Origin of the sequence: Nocardia sp. NBC_00416, from assembly GCF_036032445.1 — a bacterium.
In the GTDB taxonomy this organism is placed as follows: domain Bacteria; phylum Actinomycetota; class Actinomycetes; order Mycobacteriales; family Mycobacteriaceae; genus Nocardia.
Genome location: NZ_CP107932.1, coordinates 1,148,576 through 1,171,068, shown reverse-complemented (window position 1 = coordinate 1,171,068; position 22,493 = coordinate 1,148,576). Strand labels below are relative to the sequence as shown.

Annotated in this window: 28 protein-coding genes and 1 riboswitch; of the genes, 17 read left to right on the top strand and 11 right to left on the bottom strand. The window is 69.0% G+C overall.

What is annotated here, in order from left to right; translation table 11 throughout:
- Nucleotides 1–179 precede the first annotated feature (179 nt).
- From OG804_RS05285 to OG804_RS05275, 3 genes are all read right to left on the bottom strand, one after another.
- The gene (locus tag OG804_RS05285; RefSeq protein ID WP_328398247.1) at nucleotides 180–890 is read right to left on the bottom strand and encodes an alpha/beta fold hydrolase; all 711 of its coding nucleotides are present in this window, start codon (nucleotides 888–890) and stop codon (nucleotides 180–182) included.
- A 204-nt stretch (nucleotides 891–1,094) separates the two neighbouring features.
- Nucleotides 1,095–3,887 (bottom strand): DEAD/DEAH box helicase family protein, encoded by a 2,793-nt coding sequence (locus OG804_RS05280; RefSeq protein WP_328394436.1) that lies wholly within the window; start codon nucleotides 3,885–3,887, stop codon nucleotides 1,095–1,097.
- A 107-nt stretch (nucleotides 3,888–3,994) separates the two neighbouring features.
- Nucleotides 3,995–4,294: a hypothetical protein gene (locus tag OG804_RS05275; protein ID WP_328394434.1), complete on the bottom strand. Its 300-nt coding sequence runs from the start codon at nucleotides 4,292–4,294 to the stop codon at nucleotides 3,995–3,997.
- A gap of 473 nt (nucleotides 4,295–4,767) precedes the next feature.
- Between OG804_RS05275 and OG804_RS05270 the strand changes: the two genes are divergently transcribed.
- Genes OG804_RS05270 through OG804_RS05230 form a run of 9 tightly spaced genes read left to right on the top strand, consistent with a single transcriptional unit; the run spans nucleotide 4,768 to nucleotide 8,985 of the window.
- Complete coding sequence (locus OG804_RS05270) at nucleotides 4,768–5,334, top strand: RNA polymerase sigma factor (RefSeq protein WP_328394432.1); 567 nt, start codon at nucleotides 4,768–4,770, stop codon at nucleotides 5,332–5,334.
- A complete protein-coding gene (locus OG804_RS05265; protein ID WP_328394430.1) occupies nucleotides 5,325–5,948 on the top strand; it encodes an anti-sigma factor family protein in 624 nt (207 codons plus the stop codon). The genes OG804_RS05270 and OG804_RS05265 overlap by 10 nt, the downstream gene beginning before the upstream one ends.
- Nucleotides 5,945–6,316: an Asp23/Gls24 family envelope stress response protein gene (locus OG804_RS05260; RefSeq protein ID WP_328394428.1), complete on the top strand. Its 372-nt coding sequence runs from the start codon at nucleotides 5,945–5,947 to the stop codon at nucleotides 6,314–6,316. Before OG804_RS05265 ends, OG804_RS05260 begins: the two co-directional genes overlap by 4 nt.
- Before the next feature lies 1 nt (nucleotide 6,317).
- Entirely contained in the window at nucleotides 6,318–6,728 is a 411-nt protein-coding gene (locus OG804_RS05255; RefSeq protein ID WP_328394426.1) for a hypothetical protein, read from the top strand.
- Nucleotides 6,725–7,207: an Asp23/Gls24 family envelope stress response protein gene (locus OG804_RS05250; protein WP_328394424.1), complete on the top strand. Its 483-nt coding sequence runs from the start codon at nucleotides 6,725–6,727 to the stop codon at nucleotides 7,205–7,207. Before OG804_RS05255 ends, OG804_RS05250 begins: the two co-directional genes overlap by 4 nt.
- Before the next feature lie 29 nt (nucleotides 7,208–7,236).
- The gene (locus tag OG804_RS05245) at nucleotides 7,237–7,428 is read left to right on the top strand and encodes a hypothetical protein (RefSeq protein ID WP_328394422.1); all 192 of its coding nucleotides are present in this window, start codon (nucleotides 7,237–7,239) and stop codon (nucleotides 7,426–7,428) included.
- Nucleotides 7,425–7,745: an Asp23/Gls24 family envelope stress response protein gene (locus OG804_RS05240; protein WP_328394420.1), complete on the top strand. Its 321-nt coding sequence runs from the start codon at nucleotides 7,425–7,427 to the stop codon at nucleotides 7,743–7,745. The genes OG804_RS05245 and OG804_RS05240 overlap by 4 nt, the downstream gene beginning before the upstream one ends.
- Entirely contained in the window at nucleotides 7,742–8,410 is a 669-nt protein-coding gene (locus OG804_RS05235) for a DUF6286 domain-containing protein (protein WP_328394418.1), read from the top strand. The genes OG804_RS05240 and OG804_RS05235 overlap by 4 nt, the downstream gene beginning before the upstream one ends.
- On the top strand, nucleotides 8,410–8,985 hold the full coding sequence (locus OG804_RS05230; RefSeq protein WP_328394416.1) for an alkaline shock response membrane anchor protein AmaP: 576 nt from the start codon (nucleotides 8,410–8,412) through the stop codon (nucleotides 8,983–8,985). Before OG804_RS05235 ends, OG804_RS05230 begins: the two co-directional genes overlap by 1 nt.
- 112 nt (nucleotides 8,986–9,097) lie before the next feature.
- Here OG804_RS05230 and OG804_RS05225 read toward each other — a convergent pair whose 3' ends face one another.
- Complete coding sequence (locus OG804_RS05225; RefSeq protein WP_328394414.1) at nucleotides 9,098–9,250, bottom strand: hypothetical protein; 153 nt, start codon at nucleotides 9,248–9,250, stop codon at nucleotides 9,098–9,100.
- A gap of 886 nt (nucleotides 9,251–10,136) precedes the next feature.
- On the opposite strand from OG804_RS05225, the gene OG804_RS05220 reads away from it, so the two are divergent.
- Nucleotides 10,137–10,499, top strand: coding sequence for a cupin domain-containing protein (locus OG804_RS05220; RefSeq protein WP_328394412.1), 363 nt, complete (start codon nucleotides 10,137–10,139; stop codon nucleotides 10,497–10,499).
- Nucleotides 10,500–10,581: 82 nt separating this feature from the next.
- Here the strand turns inward: OG804_RS05220 and OG804_RS05215 are convergent, their stop codons facing one another.
- From OG804_RS05215 to OG804_RS05200, 4 genes are all read right to left on the bottom strand, one after another.
- Nucleotides 10,582–11,418 carry an ABC transporter ATP-binding protein gene (locus OG804_RS05215; RefSeq protein ID WP_442941746.1) on the bottom strand — a complete coding sequence of 279 codons (837 nt, stop codon included), beginning with the start codon at nucleotides 11,416–11,418 and terminating at the stop codon, nucleotides 10,582–10,584.
- Entirely contained in the window at nucleotides 11,411–12,271 is an 861-nt protein-coding gene (locus OG804_RS05210) for an ABC transporter permease (protein ID WP_328394411.1), read from the bottom strand. The genes OG804_RS05215 and OG804_RS05210 overlap by 8 nt, the downstream gene beginning before the upstream one ends.
- A complete protein-coding gene (locus OG804_RS05205; protein WP_328394410.1) occupies nucleotides 12,249–13,271 on the bottom strand; it encodes an ABC transporter substrate-binding protein in 1,023 nt (340 codons plus the stop codon). The genes OG804_RS05210 and OG804_RS05205 overlap by 23 nt, the downstream gene beginning before the upstream one ends.
- Nucleotides 13,268–13,996 carry a TenA family protein gene (locus OG804_RS05200; protein ID WP_328394409.1) on the bottom strand — a complete coding sequence of 243 codons (729 nt, stop codon included), beginning with the start codon at nucleotides 13,994–13,996 and terminating at the stop codon, nucleotides 13,268–13,270. The genes OG804_RS05205 and OG804_RS05200 overlap by 4 nt, the downstream gene beginning before the upstream one ends.
- Nucleotides 13,965–14,060: riboswitch (TPP riboswitch) on the bottom strand. (Overlaps the previous gene by 32 nt.)
- A 193-nt stretch (nucleotides 14,061–14,253) precedes the next feature.
- On the opposite strand from OG804_RS05200, the gene OG804_RS05195 reads away from it, so the two are divergent.
- The 5 genes from OG804_RS05195 (at nucleotide 14,254) to OG804_RS05175 (ending at nucleotide 19,014) form a co-directional block, all read left to right on the top strand.
- Nucleotides 14,254–14,958 (top strand): YoaK family protein, encoded by a 705-nt coding sequence (locus tag OG804_RS05195; RefSeq protein ID WP_328394407.1) that lies wholly within the window; start codon nucleotides 14,254–14,256, stop codon nucleotides 14,956–14,958.
- Nucleotides 14,959–15,105: 147 nt separating this feature from the next.
- Nucleotides 15,106–15,807 carry a response regulator transcription factor gene (locus OG804_RS05190; RefSeq protein ID WP_328394405.1) on the top strand — a complete coding sequence of 234 codons (702 nt, stop codon included), beginning with the start codon at nucleotides 15,106–15,108 and terminating at the stop codon, nucleotides 15,805–15,807.
- An 80-nt stretch (nucleotides 15,808–15,887) separates the two neighbouring features.
- The gene (locus OG804_RS05185; protein ID WP_442941851.1) at nucleotides 15,888–16,910 is read left to right on the top strand and encodes an ATP-binding protein; all 1,023 of its coding nucleotides are present in this window, start codon (nucleotides 15,888–15,890) and stop codon (nucleotides 16,908–16,910) included.
- Between the two features lie 71 nt (nucleotides 16,911–16,981).
- A complete protein-coding gene (locus OG804_RS05180; protein WP_328394403.1) occupies nucleotides 16,982–18,706 on the top strand; it encodes a DUF4153 domain-containing protein in 1,725 nt (574 codons plus the stop codon).
- Between the two features lie 71 nt (nucleotides 18,707–18,777).
- Nucleotides 18,778–19,014 (top strand): hypothetical protein, encoded by a 237-nt coding sequence (locus OG804_RS05175; protein WP_328394401.1) that lies wholly within the window; start codon nucleotides 18,778–18,780, stop codon nucleotides 19,012–19,014.
- Nucleotides 19,015–19,030: 16 nt separating this feature from the next.
- On the opposite strand, the gene OG804_RS05170 is transcribed toward OG804_RS05175, so the two are convergent.
- Nucleotides 19,031–19,657 (bottom strand): TetR/AcrR family transcriptional regulator, encoded by a 627-nt coding sequence (locus OG804_RS05170; protein WP_328394399.1) that lies wholly within the window; start codon nucleotides 19,655–19,657, stop codon nucleotides 19,031–19,033.
- Nucleotides 19,658–19,797: 140 nt separating this feature from the next.
- Between OG804_RS05170 and OG804_RS05165 the strand changes: the two genes are divergently transcribed.
- Both OG804_RS05165 and OG804_RS05160 read left to right on the top strand, forming a co-directional pair.
- Nucleotides 19,798–20,829 (top strand): SDR family NAD(P)-dependent oxidoreductase, encoded by a 1,032-nt coding sequence (locus OG804_RS05165; RefSeq protein ID WP_328394397.1) that lies wholly within the window; start codon nucleotides 19,798–19,800, stop codon nucleotides 20,827–20,829.
- A 177-nt stretch (nucleotides 20,830–21,006) separates the two neighbouring features.
- Nucleotides 21,007–21,594: a DinB family protein gene (locus OG804_RS05160; RefSeq protein ID WP_328394395.1), complete on the top strand. Its 588-nt coding sequence runs from the start codon at nucleotides 21,007–21,009 to the stop codon at nucleotides 21,592–21,594.
- Nucleotides 21,595–21,798: 204 nt separating this feature from the next.
- Here the strand turns inward: OG804_RS05160 and OG804_RS05155 are convergent, their stop codons facing one another.
- Nucleotides 21,799–22,257: a MarR family winged helix-turn-helix transcriptional regulator gene (locus tag OG804_RS05155; RefSeq protein WP_328394393.1), complete on the bottom strand. Its 459-nt coding sequence runs from the start codon at nucleotides 22,255–22,257 to the stop codon at nucleotides 21,799–21,801.
- Complete coding sequence (locus OG804_RS05150; protein WP_328394391.1) at nucleotides 22,244–22,450, bottom strand: alpha/beta fold hydrolase; 207 nt, start codon at nucleotides 22,448–22,450, stop codon at nucleotides 22,244–22,246. Before OG804_RS05150 ends, OG804_RS05155 begins: the two co-directional genes overlap by 14 nt.
- Nucleotides 22,451–22,493 lie beyond the last annotated feature (43 nt).

Below are 22,493 nucleotides of genomic sequence, written 5' to 3'. Positions count from 1 at the left end.
TCACCACGGCAGTCGGCCTACAGGAGTTTCGACCCAGTCCGGGGGCATCGGCCCGTCGCACGCTTCCCCGGCTGCCGATCGGTCATCGCCTTCGACCGACTCGCGGCCGGATCGCCCACGCCTCCGCCATCAGGCGAGCGTCGACCCGCCTGGTTCCCTCGAGTTCGACCGGCCGAGGGTCACACGAGGAACGGCTGAACCATGGCGGAGAACTCACGGTAGCGGTCGCGGTGGATGCTGTGACCACAGGTGAAGACGCCGACCGTGCAATCCGGGATGGCGGCGCGGACCAGCTCGAGCCCGTCCGGGTCGACCATTCCGCCGGGGCCGCCGCGCAGGACCAGAGTCCGCGCGGTGATGGCAGGCAGCCGTTCCCACCAACCGGGGTGCGGTTTGCGGAACTGCTCGAGCGCGGTGCGGGTCATGGACCGGTCGAAAGCCAGCATCGCGCGCGGGTGCCGGACCAGGCTGCTCGTCGCGTGCCACAGCTCCGGTGCGGTCGGGAATCGGCTGCTGAGCCGGCGTTCCTCACCGCCGGAGCGCAGCGGCAACGGGCATTCCTCCAGCACCAGATTGCGCACCTGGGCGGGGCGTTCCTGGGCGATGCAGGACACCGCGTAGCCGCCGAGGGAATGACCGACCAGATCCACCCGGTCGAGCTCGAGATGATCACACAACCGCAGCACGTCCGCGCCGAACTCGGCGAACAGATAGGACCGGGTATGCGAACTGCGTCCGTGCCCGCGCAGATCCGGAACGACCACCCGGCGCCCGGCGCGCGCCAGGGACCGGGCGAAGCGTTTCCAGGTGTGCCCGTCACCGCCCATACCGTGCACCAGGACCACGGGCACGGCGCCGTCCGCGCCCGGCCCGATGTCCCGGTAGGCCATCCGCAGGTCGCCGAACTGAGCCCAGGTCACAGTGGGATCCACGATGCCCGAGCCTACCGGTGACCTCCGCCATTTCTCATCGCCGCCACCGGCGTGATCTGTCGGTGATGTCCGGCGCGGCCGTCTCGGCGCTGTGCGCGCTTCGGTTCTGTGCCGGCGTCCGCCCTTCCGACGGCCGAGTCTCACCCGGATACGCGGGCACCGTCAAACCGCGGACCCGTCCGGGCAGGATCGAGCACGGCCGGCGCGCTCATCCCCGGTCCAGCGCAGGGTTCGATGGATCACTTCCGGGCGGGTTCTCGTGGCTCGGAGTACGTGTGCCGCCGCCTCCGGCGTTCCGGCACGGAGCAGCCGGGCGCCCGGGACATGCCGCCGGAAAGCGCGGGCGAACGCTTCGGCCGAATTCTTCGCGGCACCGATCCGGCGGGGAACGCGCCACGCCCGATCACCACTGACCAGCATCCAGCGCGGGGTGCCCAGCGGCCCCAGCAATTCCTCCAGTGCGTCGGCCCAGACCGTCGCGGCATCGTCGACGACGTGGTGGATCCGCACGGCTACCCCGTCGGAGTCGGATATCGCGACGATCTCGGCCGCTTGCAGTCCGGAGTGACCGGCGGCGGCCAGGCCCGTCGCCACGGCACGCCCGAACGCGACCAGGGTCGCGCGCTCGGAGCGGGCCCGCCCGCGAATCGCCACAGCCAGCAGACCCACGACCAGGGCGACGCCCGGCAGCACCGCCGCCGGACCGGTCACCTCGACCGCGGCGGCGCCGACCGTCCCCGCGGCGACTGCCAGGCCGGCGCCGGACAACCACCGGCCGCGATCGCGCGTACGCACCTGCGCGCGCCGGCGCCGGGACACGACCCGGAGCTGGCTCGTGGCGATTCCACCGGCGTCCACCATCGACCACACCCGCGACGTGCCCGGCTGGTCGGCCATCAGGGCCGCGCTCGCGCGGTTGATCGTCTCGTGTTCCGTCGCGGGCGGCGGTGTCACGCCGGTCGCCCGCGGATGCACTTTGCCGGGCCCGGTCACCACGGCGCCGTTCCCATCGGGACCCCACCACCGCGCATGCCGACGGCGAAACCGGCGCCAATCGCCGTGCGCGGTCGGGTGGGCGATCACGACATCCCACAGGGACGCGATCTTGTCCGGCTGCCGCGGGTCGATCCGCAGCGCGCGTCCGCGCAGCTGGGTCATCGCGGTGGAGCTACCGATCTCGGTGAGATCGACCAGCACGTTGAGCCCGGGGTAGTTCCAGCCTTCACCGACGAGCGCTCTGGTCGCCACCAGCGTCTGCGCGGCCCCGTCCTCGAGCACCCCGCGGGCCGCCCGCAGCCAGTGCGCGGGCTCCCACGCCGCACCACGGCCGACCAACTCCACGACCGCCGGTATATCGCAGCCGCGAGTGCTCACCCATCGTCCGTCCGGGGCGGACAGGGCGAAGGCGTGCTGAATACGCTCCGCACCCAGCGCATCACACCATGCCCCGCTGCCCGTGACACACAGGACTCCCCGCTGCGCCACCTGACCGAAGCCGCATATCGCCGCCAGCACTCCGGCCGCGGTGCCCTCGTCCTCGCCCAGCACGGCCCGCCCGGCGGCCGGCGGGCTCGTGGCGCGATCGCGTTCGACGACGACGAGCGCACGGAGCCGATCCTGCCGGACCTCGGCCTCCCGACACAGGATCTCGCACGCCGCCCTGCCTTTGGCCGCGGACCGCGAGCACACGATGTCCGCGGTCGAACGGGTCCAGCGCAGGCCCGCTGTGGAGATCGCGACGCCGTGGCGGCGCAGCATACGTTTCAGATCGTCGCGCAGCTCCGGTGGGACCTCGGCGTCCGGCGCATGCAACCACGCGTCGGCGAGCAGGAGGCGGTCGTCCAGAGTCATCGGATCATCAGCGTCCGCCGTCCCGGGCCGGCGGAATCCGGCGGGCAATACGAGACCGCGCGCCCGCCACCATCGTGCCAGCGCCGCGGCGACCAGTGGATCGTTGTCCCGGAGCCGATCCCAGGCGGTCACCTCTCCGCCCTCGACCCGGGTGACCACCCAATCGATGAACGGCTCGGTCACCAGTACCGTGTCGAGTTGGGCGGCGAAGGTAATCGACCAGGTGTCCAGGAACCGCGACTCGGCCGGCTCCAGCTCGGCGACGTGCAGGCCGTCACGCCACGGTGCCACGCCGCCCTCGGCAACCATCGCCGCCAGGTGCAGTTCCGCGTCCACCGCGCCGAGCAGACCGGTGTAGTTCGACTTTTCCTGCTCGGTGCCGGGTTCCGGTAGCGTCGCGGTCAACCCGATCACGGCCAGCGGCCCCTGCGCGGACAGCCGGGCGACCAGGGCGTTCACCACCAACGCCCACCAGTCCAGCAGATGATGGCATTCGTCGAGCACCAGACAGCGGATATCCCTCGCGGCGAGGCGATCGAGGAGGGCACTGGTCCGCTCCCCCAGCAAGGCCACCGGGTCCAGACCGACGTCCTCGCCCGTGGACAGCGATCTGCGCAGGGCCCGAACATGGCGGGCGAGTTCGGTTTTCGCGCGACGGGCATCACTGCGCTCCACCACGGCGATCCGGTCCGCGGCCGCGGCGGCACCGACCTGAGCTGCGACTTCCGCCACCCACCGCCGCCGCGCCGCGGCGCGCAGCTCCCGTTCAGCCGCGCCGGGGTTGCCCAGCAGTTGATAGGTCACCGAGTACAACTGCGCGGGACGATCCAATGTCGTGCTCGCGAAGGTCTCCGGTTCCGCACCGAACAGGCCGACAGCCGCACACCACTGGTCGCGGATCGCCGCCGTAGGCGACAGGACCAGCGTGCGGCCGCCGGCCTGTCGAGCGAGTTCCAGGCCGATGAGCGTCTTGCCCGCGCCGGGCGGCGCACACAGATGCCACCGGTCGCTGGTCACATGGGAACACAATTCGAGCAGGTGACGCTGCGAAGTCCGCCATTCGAAGGTGGGCCCGAGGTCTGCCCACTCCGGGATCGAATCCACCGCCCCTACTTCGACATCCGTAACTCGTCTCGGGCAATGGTACTCACCGGCCGGGCGGCGCGGGCGGGTTCAGTGGCAGCCTCCGGGTACCGCCGGAGCATTGCTGTTCAGCGGGGGAACCGCAGAATGCGCAAGGTCATCACCAGTCCGGCCACGATGCCGGCGGTGGCGAGGCCGGCAGTGAGGACCGATCCGGTCATCGCGACGACGGCGACAGCGAACAGCAGGCAGGTGATCAGCGCGAGCAGCGCGGTGCCCCATTCCATGCCGACGATTCGCAGAGGTTGTTCGTGCAACGCCCCGGAGTAATCGAGCGTCGATGTTATCGGGCCGTCACCTATTCCGGTTTCGGTCACCTGGGTTATGACGTGCAGATTCCCCGTGGGGGTCGCGTTCGAGCGATCCATGGCTGAACCTTCCGTGTCGTTTCGCACCATCTGATGTGCTCGGAAGTAACGACCCGGATAAGCACGAAACGGCACGTAGCAAATGATGAGACAACCATCACACCTGTGAAGTGTAACCGTTTTTCCGCCGCCTCAGGCGCAGTGGCCGAAGATCGAGCCGGTGACGTTCGCACGGACCGCCCGGCAGACATCCGCATGAACGCGCACGATACGCGACTCAACTGTCCTGAACTGCATAAATAGACTCCATAGATACATGGTCCGTGCATTACTGAAAAATGTTCCCACTGCGTTATCAGGGATTGTTTCGATCCGCAATTCGTCGATGCCGATCGAGGTAGTATCGCGGTGTCGGTGCGACCACCATCTCCGTTCGAGACGATCGAGCAACTGTGACGTTCATCGCTCGATAGATGGTCGGGCGTGACGATTATCGGGGCCGCGTGTCGTTCGGGTGAGCGGTGGAGGTGGGTGTGACCACGATCGAATCCGCACCGAATTCGGTGCCCGATACCGTAACCCTGGTCAGCCGGGCGCGTGACGGCGATATCCGGGCCTACGAGCAATTGGTGGTGCGCTTTCAGGCGCAGATGTTCAGGTTGGCGTCGAAGATGCTGGCCGACCGCGGTGAGGCAGAGGATGTGGTGCAGGAAGTCTTCCTCGGCGCGTGGCGGCGGCTGCACCAACTCGACGACGACGCCGCGTTCGTGGGCTGGCTGTACCGGATGACCACCAACCGATGCCTCAATGTCATCCGGGCTCGCCGCCCGCAGGTCGATGTCGATCTGGATACGACCGAATCGCCCCGGTCCGATATTCAGCCCGAACAAGCGGTCCAGGTCAGGACCCAGCTGGAGGCACTGAACGCGGCATTACAGGAACTGACTCCCGAACAGCGCGCCTGCTGGCTGCTGCGTGAGTTGCACGGCCTCGCCTACGCAGAGATCGGCGAGATCGTGGGCGCGAACAGTGACGCGGTGCGAGGTCGCATCGCGCGGGCCCGGGCGCAATTGGCCGAGGTGATGAAGCCATGGCGATGAATGAGACCACCGCACAGGACTACCGGCTGCCGTGCGGACGGGAACTGGAGCAGGTGTGGGCGCGGCTCGACCAGATCGAGCAGGGTCATCCCGATGCCCACGAGGCCACGTGCCCCTACTGCCGGGCCGCCTACGAGAGCCTGCTGGCCCTGCGCGCCGCGACCTCGGAACTCCTCGCCGAACCCGACACCGCGCCGCCCGATATGGTCGGACGCATCATGTCCGCGGTGCGTGCCGAGGTACGGCGCGGACGCACGCTGGACCTGCCGACGCCACGTGCGGGCAGCGTCGAGGTGAGCGAACAGGCTGTCGCGGCGATACTGCGTTTCGCCGCGGACTCCGTCCCCGGAGTGCGGGCCCGGCGGTGCCGGATCCGGGAGGCCGGAACCGGACCGGACGGCGCGCGCCTGCTCGACGTGGAGATGACGGTCGCGGTACACCTGGGTCCGCGCACCCTCGGCGAGCTGCTGCCCGAGGTGCGCACTCGGATCACCGCCGCACTGCCCGACCGCGTCGGCGCCGTGCTGCACCGGCTGGACCTGCACGTCGGCGATCTCTACGAGCACGACAGTGACACCGATCCAGGCGGCGGCCAGACGGGTGGCCCGGCATGAGCGCCGCCCGGACATCGATCGTCGTCGGCGATCCGGTGATCGCCGCCGTCGCCGCGCGGGCGGCGGCCGCCACACCCGGAGTCGTCCGCCTGGAGCCGGGTGTGCGGGGGCTGGTCGGCACGGCCGTGCGGCTGGGCCGGCAGCGATTGACCGGAAACCAGCCCGCCCCGGCGGAAGGCGTCCGGGTCCGGCGCACCACCGCCGGCCTGCAGGTATCGGTGGATATCGCCATCGGCGCGCACCGGCGGGCAGCCGATATCGGACCCGCCGTTCAGCAGGAGATCGTCCGGGCCGTCCGTGAACAGACCGGCGAGCGCGTGGACGAGGTATGCGTCTGCGTGCTCGATATCGAGCCGGAGCAGAGATGACATGACCCCCGACGACCTGATCGACACGATCATCGGCGCGCTCGAGGCCTGCCACGGCGTGCGTCCCGCGACGCCCCTGATCGGCGAACCGGCTGTGTGGTGGCCCCGGGACACCCGCAAGTACGCGGTGGATCTACACAGCGCGATCGTGCAGATACGCATCGTCGCGACCGCGATGCCCCTGCCGCCGCTACTCGAGCAGGTCGCCGCCGATATCCGGCCGTTGCTGGCCGGCACCCCCTGGGAAGACGCCGAATTGCGCCTGGTGGTCACCGAACTCGACTCGGTCGCGGTCACCGGCTCAGCGGCGCGGAACGAGTCCCCGCCGAGCGGCCCGGGCTCCCCGGAGTCGCCGGCGCCCGACACCACCCACGAATCCGCAGCACCTCGACAGGATCAGGAGAAATCATGACCTCTTCGACCGCTGACAAGACCAGCGTCGACACCGCGGCGGCCGGCTCCGGGAAAGCACCTGCGGAGTCGGCGAAGAAAAGCACGCTGGTGACCGAACAGGGCACCACCACCATCGCCGATATCGTCGTGCAGAAGGTCGCCGGGCTGGCCGCCCGGGAAGTGAACGGTGTGCACGATCTCGGCGGCAACACCGCCCGCGCCATCGGCGCGCTGCGCGAACGCATCCCCGGCGGGTCGGCGAGTTCGGGCCAGGGCGTCTCGGTCGAGGTCGGCGAAGCCCAGGCGGCCGTCGACCTGCAGATCGTCGTCGAGTACGGCGTCGCCATCGCCGATCTCGCGCGCGCGGTGCGGCGCAATGTGATCACCGCGATCGAGCAGATGACCGCACTCGAGGTGGTCGAGGTCAACATCAACGTCAACGATGTCTTCATCCCCGGTGACGACGACGAGACCGACGTTCCCAGCCGGGTCCAGTAGCCGCAATCGCACGCGCAGAGGAGTCGACGGTGAACGCCACTTCGATATGTCTGGCCATCGGTATCGCGCTGGGATTCGCCGCCGCGTTCGGCGGTTTCGCGGCGTTCGTGATCGTCCTGCTGTTCACCGCCGTCGGTCTGCTGGCCGGCCGCTGGCTCGACGGTGAACTCGATCTGTCCGCGATCGCGCGGTCCGCGCCGCGGAACAGGAACCGGCGGTGACCGCCGCGGCCGCCGACCTCCCCGGAACCACCACCGTCAGCGCACGGGCCGTCGGGCGGATCGCGGCCGCGGCCGCGGCCGAGGTGGCCGGCGTCGACACCCCGGTGCGGGTCGACGCGACGATCTCCGGCGACCGGACCGCTCTCGAGCTCCGGTTGCCGATCCGCTACCCCGAGCCGGTGGGACGGGTCACCGACATCTGCCGCGAACATCTGCTGCGCCGCACCGAGGAACTGACCGGCCTCGGGGTCGCACGCGTCGATATCGTCGTCACCGCGCTGACGCGCCGCGGGGTCGTCACCGGGAGAGTCCGGTGATCCGCAGGTCCCGCCGCACCCTGCCCGCCACGCTGGTCGCCCTCGTCCTGCTGGGCGGGTGTGTCGCGGTGATCGTGTCGCTGGTGCAGCGGTTGCGCGACACCGGCGAGTACATCTCCTACAACACTGTGGCGCGGTATGTGCACGAGACGGCGTGGAGCGATCTGCCCGTACTGTTCGCCGCGCTCGCAGCGGTGGTGATCGGGGTGCTGCTGGTCGCGGCGGCCGTCTTCCCCGGGCGGGCTCGGGTCCTGCCGCTGACCGCCGAGGATCCGGCCGGTGACCTCGACGCCGGGGTGCGTCGCGGTGATCTGGCCGCGATGCTGCGCGGCGCCGCGACGAGAGTGGACGGGGTGGAGTCGGCACGGATCAGGATCCGCCGCGACACCGTCACGGTGACCGCCCGGACCGACCGGCACAACCAGGACGGGATGGCCGAGGAAGTCTGTGCCGCGCTGCGCGCCCGGATCCAGCAGGTCGGGCGGCCGGTGCGCCGGGTGCGAACCGAACTGCACGGACCGAAATCGCCGACCGTGAAACGCGGCCGCCGCGCCGACGCACCGGCACGCGGATCCCACGCATCGATGGCGCGGGCCGGACAGCGACAGGCCGAAGACCTACCGGCAACCGGCGCCGCGCCCCGACCCGGAACGGGAGGACGGTGATGACACGTGCCGATCGGCCGGCCGCGCTGAACCGAATCCTGCTCGCGCTCGTGGGGGCGCTGTTGGTGGCGGTCGGCGCGCTGGGACTGGCAGCGCATTTCGGGCGGCTCGGCGGGGTGGACACCGATTCCGGCCTGGTTCCCGGTACCGCCGCGCCGCCGACCTGGGTTTTCTGGGCGGTGGTCGTCGGGGCGGTCGTCCTCGGCCTGCTGTGCCTGCGCTGGCTGTTCGCGCAGTTCTTCCGGATGCCGAAACCGGTGTCGTGGCGACTCGAGGCGCCGGAAGCCGCCGGAACGACGGTGCTGGATTCAGGGACCGCGGCGGCCCCGGTGGCCGCCGATATCGAGAGTTTCCCGGAAGTCCGGACCGCGAAAGCCTGGTTGAGCGGACCGTGCGATTCCCCTGAGCTGCGGCTCGTGGTGACGGCCGAGCCCTATGCCGATATCGCCGCACTGCGCCGTCGGATCCTCGATGACGCGGTCGCCCGGCTGGGCCGCGCACTCGACTTCGAGGACATCACGGTGCAGCTCGAACTGCGGTTCGCGGACGCGGGCCGTCCCGCGCCGCTGCGCTGACCGCTCGCTACGGATCAACTCGCGATCCGTACCTCGAACGGCAGCAGTGTCGCCGTACCGGGCGATACCCATAGCTATTCGGCGCGGGACGGGACCTGCTCGGCGGCCGAAGTCAGGTCGCCGACGCGGGATGGTCGTGGCGCATGACCTCATCCCACCAGTCGGCCAGCGGACTGGGGTCCGGCCAGCTGGCCGTCGCCGGATACTCACCCGCTACGGCGGATACAGCCTCATCCGGGCTGGAATCGAGCTCACTGTGCATCATGCCGTTCCTAGGTAGGTCGCATTGAAGGCATCCCCGGCGCGAGAGAAACGGTCCGAGGACATCTGGTTTCACCATCCACAGAGATCGCAGACCGCGGAGGCTTACTTGACGATCTCGCCGGGGCGGACGCACTGACGCGCGGCGTCGGATAGGGGCGAGGCTGGATGGTCGAGGGCGGCTCGTGCCACCCCAGCCTACGCGCTCGTATCACGGGCACCGACGCCGACACAGCCGCGGCCGGTCCCGGCGCACCGGCCGAAATCCGGAACAGCCGTGGATATAACACTTACGTTGCGACTCGGACAGGACCGCGATCACTTCGCCGTCCACCGATCCTCCATGACGCCCGCGGCCGCGGCCGGCTCACCGGCCGATCGCGAAATCAGCGAGCCGGTGGACACCGCCTCGGGTTGCCCGGGTAGTTCTGCCACCGGTAGACCGTGCTCGGGTCGTACACCGCCGGAGACCCTTTCGGTGCATCGCCGAACATACCCGTCGCCAGTGGGCTCCGCCCTATCGCGTCCGGCACCGGAAAGGCCTTGGGGCCCACCGGGCCGCCGCGGAGAAACCCACGCGGCCGCCGCGACATCGGGTGCTGACGCTCGGTTGCCGCGGGCACACCCACCACGTAAAATGTGACGCGCATCACTTTCTACTTCTTCGAGTGCGCAGATTGCGATAACCCCCAGGTGGGACGGGTGCCGCGCCGAATGCAATCGTCGGCATGGTGCGCATCAGCGAACGCTCGGTCGAGCCGACTCGGAGGACGGGTGCCGCGCACAGGCATGAGCAGCAACGCCGCGCACCCCGCAATCGCTCCCGACGAAGTGAGCGACAAGGCTGCCGACCCATCCGGAGAGCGAACAGCGATACCCAGGAGACGATCATGTCCGGTTTGGTGCGCAAGAATTTCGATTCGCCCGAGGAAACTCGCCTTTTCGAGCAGGGCAAGGGCAAACTCGATCTCGTCAACCTCGAATCCGGTGCGGTGGGCCGGGCAGTGTTCGAACCCGGCTGGCGATGGTCGGAGCATGTCAAGCCGATCGCACAAACCGACAGTTGTCAGGCGGCGCATACGGGCTATTGCGTCTCGGGGCATATGACGGTGGTGATGGACGACGGCGAGAAACAGGAATACGGGCCCGGCGATTTCATGATCGCTCCGCCTGGGCACGACGCCTGGATCGTCGGAGACGAACCCTGCGTCATGATCGACTGGCAGGGTTTCACCGATTACGCCAAGCGCTGAGCCGGGACGCCGGGCGACCGGGTCGCTCGCCCCCCACGCCGGCCCGACCCGGTAACCGGCGGGCCCGGCTTCGACGTCAGCGCTACCGAGGACCGGGAACCGACCGCACGGCCGAACCCTCGCCGGCCGGCGGACTACCCGCCTCGTCGGTCAGCGTGTCGAGCAGCTCGCGTTCCACTGCGACGAACTCGGGGGCCGTGATCATGGACAGTTCCCGCGGCCGCGGGAGATCGACGCGGACCTCGCGGCGCACGGTGGCCGGCCGCGCCGACAGCACGATCACCCGGTCCGACAGATACACCGCCTCACGGATGTCATGGGTGATCATCAACACCATCCACCGGTACCGCTGCCAGACATCCTGCAGCCACGACTGCATCTCGGTGCGCGTCAGCGAGTCGAGCGCACCGAAAGGCTCGTCCAGCAGCAGTAGTTCGCGCTCCTGGACGACAGTACGCAGCATCGCCGCCCGCTGCCGCATACCGCCGGAAAGCTGGGCCGGGCGCGCGTCCTCGAACCCGGACAGCCCGAAGACACCGAACAGTTCGCGAGCTCGGCGCCGGGCCTCGGACTTGGGAACACCGTGCACCTGCAGGCCCAGAATCGTGTTGTCGAGGACAGTGCGCCACGGGAACAACAGATCCCGCTGCGGCATATAGGCGCTGTGCGCGGACGCCGGCTCGCCGTCGCTCGTGCCGAAGTGGATGCTGCCCGAGTCGGGGGACTCCAGGCCGGCCAGCATATTGAACAGGGTGCTCTTGCCACACCCGCTCGGACCGATGAGGGAAACGAACTCGCCGGGTCGCGCCGTGAACGACAAGCCGCCCAGTACTTGCCGGTTCGCGGTCCGCCTACCGGGCCGGGGAAACGATTTGGTGAGGGCGTCGACGACGATCCGGTTTCCGCGTGCGTCAACCACGGCGGCTCCTGTTCTCCGCGCGGGCCCACGGTGCGACGACCCTTTCGATCGCGAACGTCAGCAGGTACAGCGCGATACTGATGAGCGCGGTCACGAGTACCGCCGCCAGCACCAGGTCGGTGCGGAACGAGTTCTTCTGCAGGCTCATGTAGATGCCCAGACCCTCGCGGGCGCCGACGTACTCGGCGAACACGGCGCCGACGACGGCATAGGTGATCCCTATCCGCAACGCCGTGAAGAACCGCGGTAGCGCGGACGGCAGTCGCACGTACCGGAACACCTGGCCGCGTGAGGCCCCCATACTGCGCAGCAGAGCGCCCGCCTCCCGGTCGGCCGCGGCGAACCCCTCGATCAGGCCGATTGCCATCGGGAAGAAGGTGACCAGCGCGACGACCAGGACTTTCGGAAGCAGACCGAACCCGAACCAGATGACCATCAACGGCGCTATCGCGATGATCGGCAATGTCTGCGAGGCCACGAACAACGGCACGAACGCCCGGCGCAGCCAGGGCGAGAAGTCGACCACGACGGCCAGCAGCCAGGCCAGGCTCAGGGACACGGCGAACCCGGTCAGCGTCACCTGCAGGGTGGCGGCGGCGTGGACGGCGATCTCGTCGCGGTGCGCCCACCCCTGCCCCACCACGCGCGAGGGGGACGGAAGCAGTTGCGGACGGATACCGCTGATCTCGACATAGGCCTGCCAGACCGCGACCAGCACCGCCACCGTCACTACGGACGGGATCACCCGGCCGATCCGCACCGATCGCCCGGAACCGGTTTCGGCTCCGGGGTCCGGTTCGGTGCGCCGCGGGTTGTCGAGCACGGAACCGCTACGGGGAGGAGAGGTAGTCATCGGTGAAGTACGTCGACCAGTCGGGTTCCTGGGCCAGCGGCGCACCGTCGGGACCGGTGAGCAGACCCTTCTCGTACAGGAATCCGGAGTTGGCCGCCCACTGCTCCCGGGTCTGTGCGCCTACCCGGCCGTCGGGTCCCTTCATGAACTGCTCGGCCAGCATGCGCTGACTCTCGAACACCAGCTTCTCATCGTTGAACGCGCCGGGGTTGGCGTCGATGAGGTCCTGGGCAGCCGCATCCGGATCGTCCGCGGCGAACTGGTAGCCGCGCTGCAGCGCCTGCACGAACCGCGCCGCGCGGTCGGGGTCGGCGGCCAGCCAGTCCTCGTTGGCGTCGATCACGATGGCGTACGAGTCGGGAAAACCGAAATCCGTATACCGGAAGTACTTCATCGGCGTGCCGTTGTGTTCGGCCTCGATACCCTCCCAGGCCAGGTAGGAGACGGTGAAATCCGCTCGGCCGGAGTAGACGGCCTCGTAGGCGGACGTGCCCAGCGTGACCGACTCGAAATCACCGGTACCGCCGTCGTTCCGGATCACCTGCTGCAGCGCCTCCACTTCGCCGGGATCGCCGAAACCGGCGTAGGTCTTGCCGTCCAGATCCTTCGGGCGCGTGATATCGGCGCGGTCCGCTTTCACCCCGATCCCGGTCGCCCACCGCTGCAGCGGCGCGAGCACCGACAGTGTGTGTCCCCCGGACGCACGCGAGAATGTCGACGAATTATGCGTGCTGACACCGAATTCGGCGTTCCCGGCGTCGATGACCGTATCGACGGCGGTGTTGTTGTACGGCAGGATCTCCACATCCAGGCCGGCCTCGGCGAAATAGCCGCGCTGCTGCGCGACGAACAGGCCGGTGTGGTTGGTGTTCGGAGTCCAGTCCAGCGCGAATCGAATGGTCCGATCGTCGCCGCCGCCCGCGTCGCACCCCGTGAGCGCGGACAGGACCGCCACCGCGGCGACGACCACGGCGAGGACACGGCCCCGGCGGGCGCTCACGAGGCGGGCCACGGTTGCGGGTTCAGCGCGGTGTCCCAGAACATCAGCTCGTACCGGGTGGCGACGGTGAACGCCGTCGCCATGGCCGCGCGCTCCGGCGCGCTCGCGACCTCGGCCGCCGCGTCGACCAGCGATCGCGCCGCGGCCGCCGACTCCTGGAACTCCGCGGCGCCGTAGGTGGCGACCCACTGCGCGTAGGGGTGGCCGGGGTCGGCGGCGAGGACCTCGGCAGCGCGCGCGGCCAGATCGCGGCCCACCTCGGCGTAGATCCAGAAGCAGGGCAGCGCGGCCGCCGCGCCCACGGCGTACGACTCGGTGGCGGCGGTCGCGGTCAGATACGAGACGTACCCCAGGCAGGCTGCCGAATGCTGCGGCTCCCCCTCCCGCGCGGGAAGCCGGCCGCCGGTGAGCAGATCGTTGTGCAGGGCCGTCTCGACGGCGACCGCCGACGCGGCGGAAGTCGCCCAGAACTGCGCGGCCCGCGCATTCGGCGACTTGGCCGAGAGGATGGCCAATACCTTCGCGTAACCGGCGAGGTACAGCGAATCCTGCTCGACATAGGTGCGGAAGACCTCGGGCGGCAAGGTACCGTCGCCGAGCAGCCGCAGGAACTCGAGATCGTCGATGGCGCCACGCAGAACCTCGGTCCGGGCCCAGAGGTGATCGGTGAAAACGCCGGTTTCGGTGGTTTGCGCGAGCAAAGCCAGACATCCCTTCGTCAGCATTACCTGAACAGGTTCTCGGGTCTCATCTCAGCCCCGCATTCGCGGAGCACCCCGTGTCAGAACGCACTCGACCATAGCAGTGGCGCGCCTCCGGACAATCGCCCAGGTATCCCGGATAATGCGGCGGACCGCCGAGACTGCCACCCGGCGACGACGCAACGAGCCCGCCGAGTCACCTCCACCGCCGGGGCACTCGTCAGCAATCCGCGGACCGATCGATCCGAACGAGTCGTGTCCGCGCGGAAGGAGCCCGGCCCGTGCCGAAACCGGATGTGGATCGCGGAAAGGCACTGTTCGACGCCGACGCGAGATTGTCCTGGGTGCTCGCCGGACTCGCCGGGCTCATCGGGGCCGCGGCTTTCACGCACACCGCGGGTTACTTCGTCACCTTCATGACCGGCAACACCGAGCGCGCGGTCCTCGGCTACTTCCACGACGAACCCGATATGGCGGTCGCGGCGCTGGGACTGATCGTGTCCTTCGTAGCCGGTGTCGTGATCGCCTCGTGGTGCCGCAGACGGTACTGGGCCAGGCACCCGCACGGACCGACCCTGCTGACAACTTTCTGTCTCGCGCTCGCGGCGGGACTCGACCTCGTCCTGTACGGAACCACCCCCGACGAGATCGACTTCGTGCCCATCCTGTTCGTGGCCTTCGGGGTGGGGGCCCTCAACACCTCGTTCATCAAGAACGACGAGGTGTCGGTACCGCTGAGCTACGTGACCGGCACGCTGGTCAAGATGGGCCAGGGAATCGAACGTCATGCCAGCGGCGGCGATCGGGCGGACTGGCTCGGATACTTTCTGCTCTACACGAGTTTCGTGCTCGGCGCGGGCGCGGGCGGTCTGCTCAGTCTGCTCGTCGCGGGCTGGGCGATGCTGATCACCGCCACGGTCGTCTGCCTCCTGGTCACCGGTTACACCTATCTCCATCTGGATCGGCACGGACCGCTCGACGAGTGACCGCACGGACGGGCGCGAGACGCCGACGGCGTGGCAGGTAGCGTCGAAACCGCGCGCGACGACCGCGATCGATTCCGGTGGATCCACCACACAATCTCCACAACTGGCACCGGTTCTCTCCACACGCAGTGGTTAGGCTCCCCGACCATGGAACAGAACGCACCGGTGGGGCGAGCGACGGCGCGTCGGATCCTGGTCGTGGACGACGAGCCCACCATCGCGGAATCGGTCGCGGCGCGACTCCGGGCCGAAGGATTCTGCGTCGAAATGGCGCACGACGGGCCCGCCGCCGTTGCTGCCGCGCGCACGTTCGGTCCTGATCTGGTGGTGCTCGATGTCATGCTGCCCGGCTACGACGGGTTGGAGGTGTGCCGGCGAATTCAGGCCGACCGCTCGATACCCGTGCTGATGCTCACCGCGCGAACCGATGAAACCGATCAGCTGATCGGGCTCGGCGTCGGCGCCGACGACTATCTGACCAAACCGTTTTCGCTGCGGGTTCTCACCGCCCGGGTGCACGCCCTGTTGCGCCGGGTCGAGCGCGCCGGAGCGCAGCACGACACGATCACCGTGGTCGGCGATCTGCGTATCGATGCCGACCAGCGCAGGGTCTGGCGGGGTGAGATCGAAGCCCAGCTGACACCGCTGGAATTCGATCTGCTCACCCAGCTGGCCCGGCGCCCCCGGGCGGTGCTGGCGCGCGAGCGACTCCTCGAGCAGGTGTGGGACTGGGCCGACGCCGCGGGCACCCGGGCCGTCGACAGCCATATCAAGGCGCTGCGCCGGAAGCTGGGCGCGGACTTGATCCGGACGGTGCACGGCGTGGGCTATGCCTTGGAGACCCGATGAGCGGAGAGGTCGTCACCCGGGCCGGCGGCGGCGCCGAGCCCCACGACGAGCCGGTCGTGCTGTCCGGGCTGCGGCGGGCCGTGGATCGAGTGGCGGCGGCCGCGCCGCGACCGCTGGACCGGGTCCGCTCCGTCAAGCTCAAATTGGCCGTCCTGATGACCTTCGCGGGGGGTATCGCCTTCGGTTATTTCCGATTGCAGATCGGCTGGCTGCCGCCGATGACCACACTCACCGCCATGGTCATCGCGCTGGTGTCCTCTCAGTTCCTGGCGCACGGCATCACCACGCCGTTGCGTGAGATGACCGCCGCGGCCCAGCGGATGGCACGCGGCGATTACACGAGCCGGGTGCGCGCGTCCTCCCGGGACGAGGTCGGACAGCTGGCCGAGGCGTTCAATCGGATGGCGGCCGATCTGGCCGCCGCCGACCAGCAACGCCGCGACCTGATCGCCAATGTGTCGCACGAGTTGCGCACTCCGATCGCCGCGCTCAACGCCGTGCTGGAGAACCTGGTCGACGGGGTGTCCGAGCCCGACCCGAAAACACTCGAAACGGCTCTCGCCCAAACCGAACGGCTCGGGCGGCTCGTCTCCGAACTGCTCGATATGTCCAGTATCGAGGCGGGGGCCCTGCCGCTGGAGCGCGAAGAATTCGGTATTGCGGAGCTCTTCGCGGAAGTGGTGGCCGAGGGCGAGGTCATGCCGGCGGCACGCGGCCGCGGTATCCGGTTTCGCAGCGAGGTCGTTCCCGATACCGCCACCGTGTACGCCGACCGTGGCCGCCTCCAGCAGGTTCTGCTGAACCTGCTGGACAACGCTGCCCGGCACGGCCCGGCCGGCGGTGAGGTCCGCCTGCGCGGCCACACCGAGGACGGCGCTCTCATTATTGATGTCGACGACGACGGTCCCGGCATACCGCACGCGCAACGCGAGCGGATCTTCGACCGCTTCACCCGCGGGGAACGCACCGGCGGAGGCGGCACCGGACTCGGACTCGCCATCGCGCGCTGGGTGATCGACCTGCACCGCGGCTCCATCGACGTGGCCGGCCCCGGCTCGCGTATCCGCGTGATCCTGCCGACCACCGAGTCGCACACCCGCTGACTTTCCCGTCTCCGACCACCCGGCAGCCGAGCGGCCCCGGGGCGATTCCGCGCACCTTCAGGAGGACAACCATGCCCGAACGAACCAGTCCGCAAGACGACACCGCGAACCGAACGGAGACGGACTCGGCGGAACAGCCCGGCTCAGCGGAAGCGACGAAATCGGCCGACTCGCAGAAATGGGCCCCGCAGCGTGTCCCCGCCGCCGCGCCGCGGTCCGAGACAGCCGAGGATCCGGTATCCGACCTTCCTCGCCCGGATTCCACCGGCGAGCGGCCCGCCGACCCCGAGTCAGGCCTCGGCAGCCGGGCGTACCGGCAGCCCGGTGCGCAGGATCGGCCGGGCAACCAGGTGCGAACATCGGAACCGGTCGCGACGCCTCGATGGCGGCAGGCGCCCTACTCCTCGGGTGCACTGTCCGCGGCAGGGGTCACCGGCCTGATCGCGGCGGCCACCGTTCCCCTCGATCGGCCCGGAATCGGCTGGCTGCTCGCGGGTTCCGCCGCGGCGGGCGCGATGAGTGTCGTCCATCGTCGCGCCCGGCGAACCGCAGACCCGGGACAGCGGGAACCGGCCGTCCCGTTCCGGAATCGGGAACGATTGTTCTGGGCCGTCGCGGCACTGGCGTTGCTAGCGGTCGGCACCTTCCGAGCCGCCGGATGGCTGTTCGTGCTCTGCGTGGGGGCGGCAGCGGTGGCCGGTTCGCTGGCGGTAGTGGATCGACGATCGGCCTACGGGGTACTCCACGACGCGATAGCGGTCCCGTTGTCGACGATCAGCGCCCTCCGGTGGGTCTACGCGGCGCGGGGCGGGCTGCCCGGCGGCGTCGGGACGCGCCATCGGCGACTCGGCGTCTCCACGGCTGTCACGGTGATGTTGCTGGCGATCTTCGTGCCGCTGTTGGCCGGCGCCGACGCCACCTTCGCCGCATTCGTCGAAGGACTGATGCCGCGGACGGACGGCGCCACCGTCACCGGCTGGATCGTCGTGTTCCTGGTAGCCGCTGTCGGAAGTCTGAGCGCCCTGTACCTGTCGGCCGGGACACCGGACCCCGCCGAGCAGCGGGCCGGCGTCGCGAATCAGACGCTGAGGCGGCTGGAATGGGGTCTGCCGGTCGGCGCCCTGACGGTATTGTTCGCGCTGTTCCTCGGGGCGCAGCTGGTAGCCCTGTTCGGCGGCGACGATTACGTGCAGCGCACTGCCGGCCTCACCTACGCCGAATACGCGCGCAGCGGGTTCTGGCAGCTGTCCGCGGTCACCGTTCTCACACTCGCGGTCATCCTGCCCGTACTGCACCGGGCTGCGCGGGATTCGGCCGCGGATCGCCTGTGGTTGCGCGCGCTGCTGTGCGCGATCAGCGGGCTCACCCTGGTGATCATCGCCTCCGCGCTCGGACGCATGTGGACCTATCAGCAGGCGTACGGGTTCACCGTGCTGCGACTCCTGGTGGGAACGTGTGAGCTCTGGCTCGGCATCGTGTACGTCCTGGTGATAATCGCGGTCCTGCGCCTGCAATCGGCGTGGTTGCCGCGTCTCACCGTCGGAACCGCCCTCGCCGCGTTGCTGGCGCTCGCCGTGCTCAACCCCGAGGCATTGGTCGCCTCCCAGAACATCGACCGCTGGCAGCACGGCAAGGACCTCGACGTCGCGTATCTCGCCGGGCTGTCGGTCGATATCGTCCCCGCCATCGATCGCCTTCCCGCGGCGATCCGCGTCGACCTCACCCACCGGCTCGGTCACCGACTCGACGACGACACCTGGAACAGCTGGAACCTGGCGCGGATGAAGGCCCGCTGAGCGCACGGTCCACGGCCTCCGCCCACGGTGTCCGCGCGCCGGAACTCGGTGGAATCGCCGAGCAGAAGCTGTTGCGCGAACCGATGTCGGCGGTATTGCGGCGCGAGATCGACGAGGTCCGCACTCGCGGCCGAACCGTCGTCTCGATTACGCCGGGTCCCGATGAGCTGCGCGCGCTGGGCTGGAATTTCATGAACCGGCGGCACCGCCGCGCCGCCTTCGACGCGGCGCGGGTCCATACACCCGCGGCCGTGTTGCGGGCGCTGGTCGCGGCCGACCGCCCGTCGTCCACCCCACCGCCGCCCTGAACAACCCGGCGGCCGCTCACGCCCGGCGAGAAGCAGTGCGCCGGGCGCCGTGGTCCAGGGCCGGCATCAGGAGGTCCACGCCGACGGTCATGCGCGCGACGAACTCGTCCCGGGTGGTCACCTCGTGCTTGATGCCGCCGGCGGTGCTCAGCAAGGTCCGGGCCAGATCCTGTGCCAGACTGCCGCTCCCGGAAGACAGTTCGGCCGCGACCGCCTTCGTGACCATCGCGAGAAAACGCTCGGGGTAGTCGGTGACGACAGAGCCCAGCAGCTCCGGGTTGGCCTCGATCAACAGGGCGACCTCTTTCGCCAGGGGACCGATATAGCGCCCGGTCCACAAGTCGAGCGCTTCGATCAGTCGATCGCGAAGTGGACGCTCGTCATCCGCCAGGCACCGCTGCGCGGCTTCGATATCGCCGTCGAGGGCGTGCGTGACGGCGGCCCGGAACAGGTTCTGCTTCGAGGTGAACAGGAAGTACAGGCCCGGACGGGAGATATCCGCGGCCGCGGCGACATCCTCCATCGATGTCTTCCGGTACCCGTAGCGGGCGAAGGTCCGGAGAGCCGCGCCCAGCACGTGCTCGCGCCGACGACCGCTTTCGGTCCAGCTCTCTTCGACGATGCCTGGCTCCGCGTCGCTCACGGATGCCAGCGTAGCAGCATGTGAACGTACTAGACAGAATATGCCGTCTATGTATAGTTAGTTCGGTAGGAGTCGCTGCCCAGCAGGCAGGACTCGATCAGCCGTTCCGCGCTGACCCATTCGTCCATTCGGAGGCTTCCGTGCCCACGTCCCACCCATTGATCACCACGCGATTCGACGCGGGCAGCACCGCCGATGACGTCGTCGCGGGTCGCGACCTCACCGGCGTCCGCGCCATCGTCACCGGCGCATCGTCCGGCATCGGCGTGGAGACCGCCCGCTCGCTCGCACGCGCCGGAGCCGACGTCACCCTCGCGGTCCGCGACCCGCGCGCGGGTGCGAAGACCGCCGCGGACATCGCCGAGTCGGCCCCGAACAGCGATGTCCACGTGCGTGTGCTGGATCTCGTCGACCGATCCTCCGTCGCCGCGTTCACCCACGGCTGGACCGGCCCACTGCACATACTGATCAACAACGCCGGCGTCGTCGTCAGCGAACTGACCCGGACCCCGGAAGGATGGGAACTCCAGTTCGCCACCAATCATCTCGGCCATTTCGCCCTGAGCACCGGCTTGTACGAGGCGCTGGCCGCCGGAGCCCGGGACAGCGGCGGAGCCCGGATCGTCGCGGTCAGCTCCACGGCGCATATGAGGTCGCCGGTGGTGTTCGACGATATCCAATTCGAGCGGCGCGACTACGATCCGCAGGCCGCTTACGCGCAGTCCAAAACCGCCAACTCGCTCTTCGCAGTCGAAGCCACGCGACGCTGGGCCGCCGACGGCATCGTCGCCAACGCGGTCAACCCGGGGGGCGTCGCCACGGGCCTACAGCGAGATTTCACCCAAAAACACAAGGACTACCTGGCCGCGGCCGAGGCGGCGGGAGCCTTCACCTACAGGAGCGCTCAGCAGGGCGCCGCCACGACACTCGTCGCGGCCCTCACACCCGAATTCGCCGGCACCGGCGGCCATTACCTCGATAACGGACGCGAGGCCCACACCGTGGCCGACGACGCGGCCCTGTTCGAGAACAGCGACGGCGTCAAGGAATGGGCGCTCGACCCCGATGCCGCCCGGAGGTTGTGGACGGTATCGCAGGATCTCATCGACCGGGCCGCGAGACTCGCGCGTCGTAGCGGGACCGCCGAAGACCGAGCTCCGGTGGATCGATGACCTCGACGTTGTTTTCAGCAGCGGGTCGTGCGCGTGCACGACCTCGCGCCGTACCGTGCGCGAGGTGACTCCGAGCCGGTCGGGTCCGGACCGGACGCTGTCCGTCACACCGTCCACTTCACCACCCGCCGGCGAAAGCGGACCGATCCTGTCCGCTAGGGATGCAAGGGTGGTCCCATGGACACACACGAACTCGACTGGAACGTGACCCTGCGCGAGCAGTGGGAGTTCCATTGGAACCATCAGCTCCGAACCCGGCTCGACGGTCTCACCGACGACGAGTACTTCTGGTCGCCGGTACCGGACGCCTGGAGTGTGCGACCTCGCGGCAGCTCGACGGCGCCCGTTCAGGCCGGGGCGGGCGACTTCGCGATCGACTACGCCTTCCCCACACCGGTCCCCGCACCCTTCACCACAATCGCCTGGCGACTCGGACACGTCATCGTGGGTGTCCTCGCCGCACGCAACGCCGCACACTTCGGGGCGCCGCCGGCGTCGTACGAGACCTGGGAATACGCCGGCAGCGCGGCCGGCGCCCTCGACCAGCTCGAAGCCCAGCTCGATCTCTGGCTGACCGGGGTGCGCGATCTCGGCCGGGCCCGGCTATCTGCCCCGATCGGGCCCGCAGAGCCCTTTCCCGAGCGGCCCGTGGCCGATCTGATCCTGCACATCCACCGCGAGCTGATCCACCACCTGTCCGAGGTCTGCCTACTGCGCGACCTCTACCTGTACACCGAACCGGGGCCGAACGGAACGAGTCGATGAATCGGAGCACGCGACCGATTCGCACGGCGTCACCCGGGTGAACCTCGGTCGGATCGACCACTCGGATTGCCGGTCGGCACGCTGTCGGCCGCCGGACACCCCGACCGCCAACTCGGTGATCACGTCCGCGCAGCTACGGACACGCTGAATTCCGACGAGCGTATTCAGCAGGACCGCTCGCGAACCGGCCGTGTGGATTTGCCGTCATCCGTCTTCGAGGCGTAGGGCCAGCGCTTGCCCGGAGGGCAACTGGTCGACGAAGCTGTGGACGAAGCCCAGCAGAGCGTCGGTGTCGTGGCCTTCGGCGACGGCGTCGATCATGGCGTAGAGGTCGTCTTCGACCTCGGCGACCGCGGTGGCGACCCGGTTGCCTTCGGGCGTGAGGCTGATCTCCACGTGGCGGCGATCCGCGGCGTCGATTCGACGGTCGACCAGCCCGAGGCCGACCACACGGTCGACCAGCCTGCTGGGACTGCTGCCGCTCTCACACACCAGGAGTTGTCCGATTCCGTTGAGGGAGAGGGGTCCTCGCTGCTGCAACAGGCGTAATACCTCGGCTTGGGACGGAGTGATGCCGAGGGGTTTGAGTGCCCGGGCCAGGAGCCTGTTGCCTTCGCGCTGGGCGGCCAGGATCGCGAACCGCAGGTGTTCAGCGCGCCGCATCGGCCGGGACCGTATCGGTGAGGGTCTCGGCCAGGAAGGTCTGCACCGCGTCGGAGTAGGTGGCCGGATGCGAGAACCGGAACATGTGGCCGGTGCGCGGCAGCACCACTTCGCGGGGGCCGGGGATACCGTCCGGCATGATCGCGGCAGCGTGCTCGCCGATGAGCTCGTCATGCTCCGGAGTGATGATCATGGTCGATACATTACACGACATATATGCCGTGTCGAATATTGGC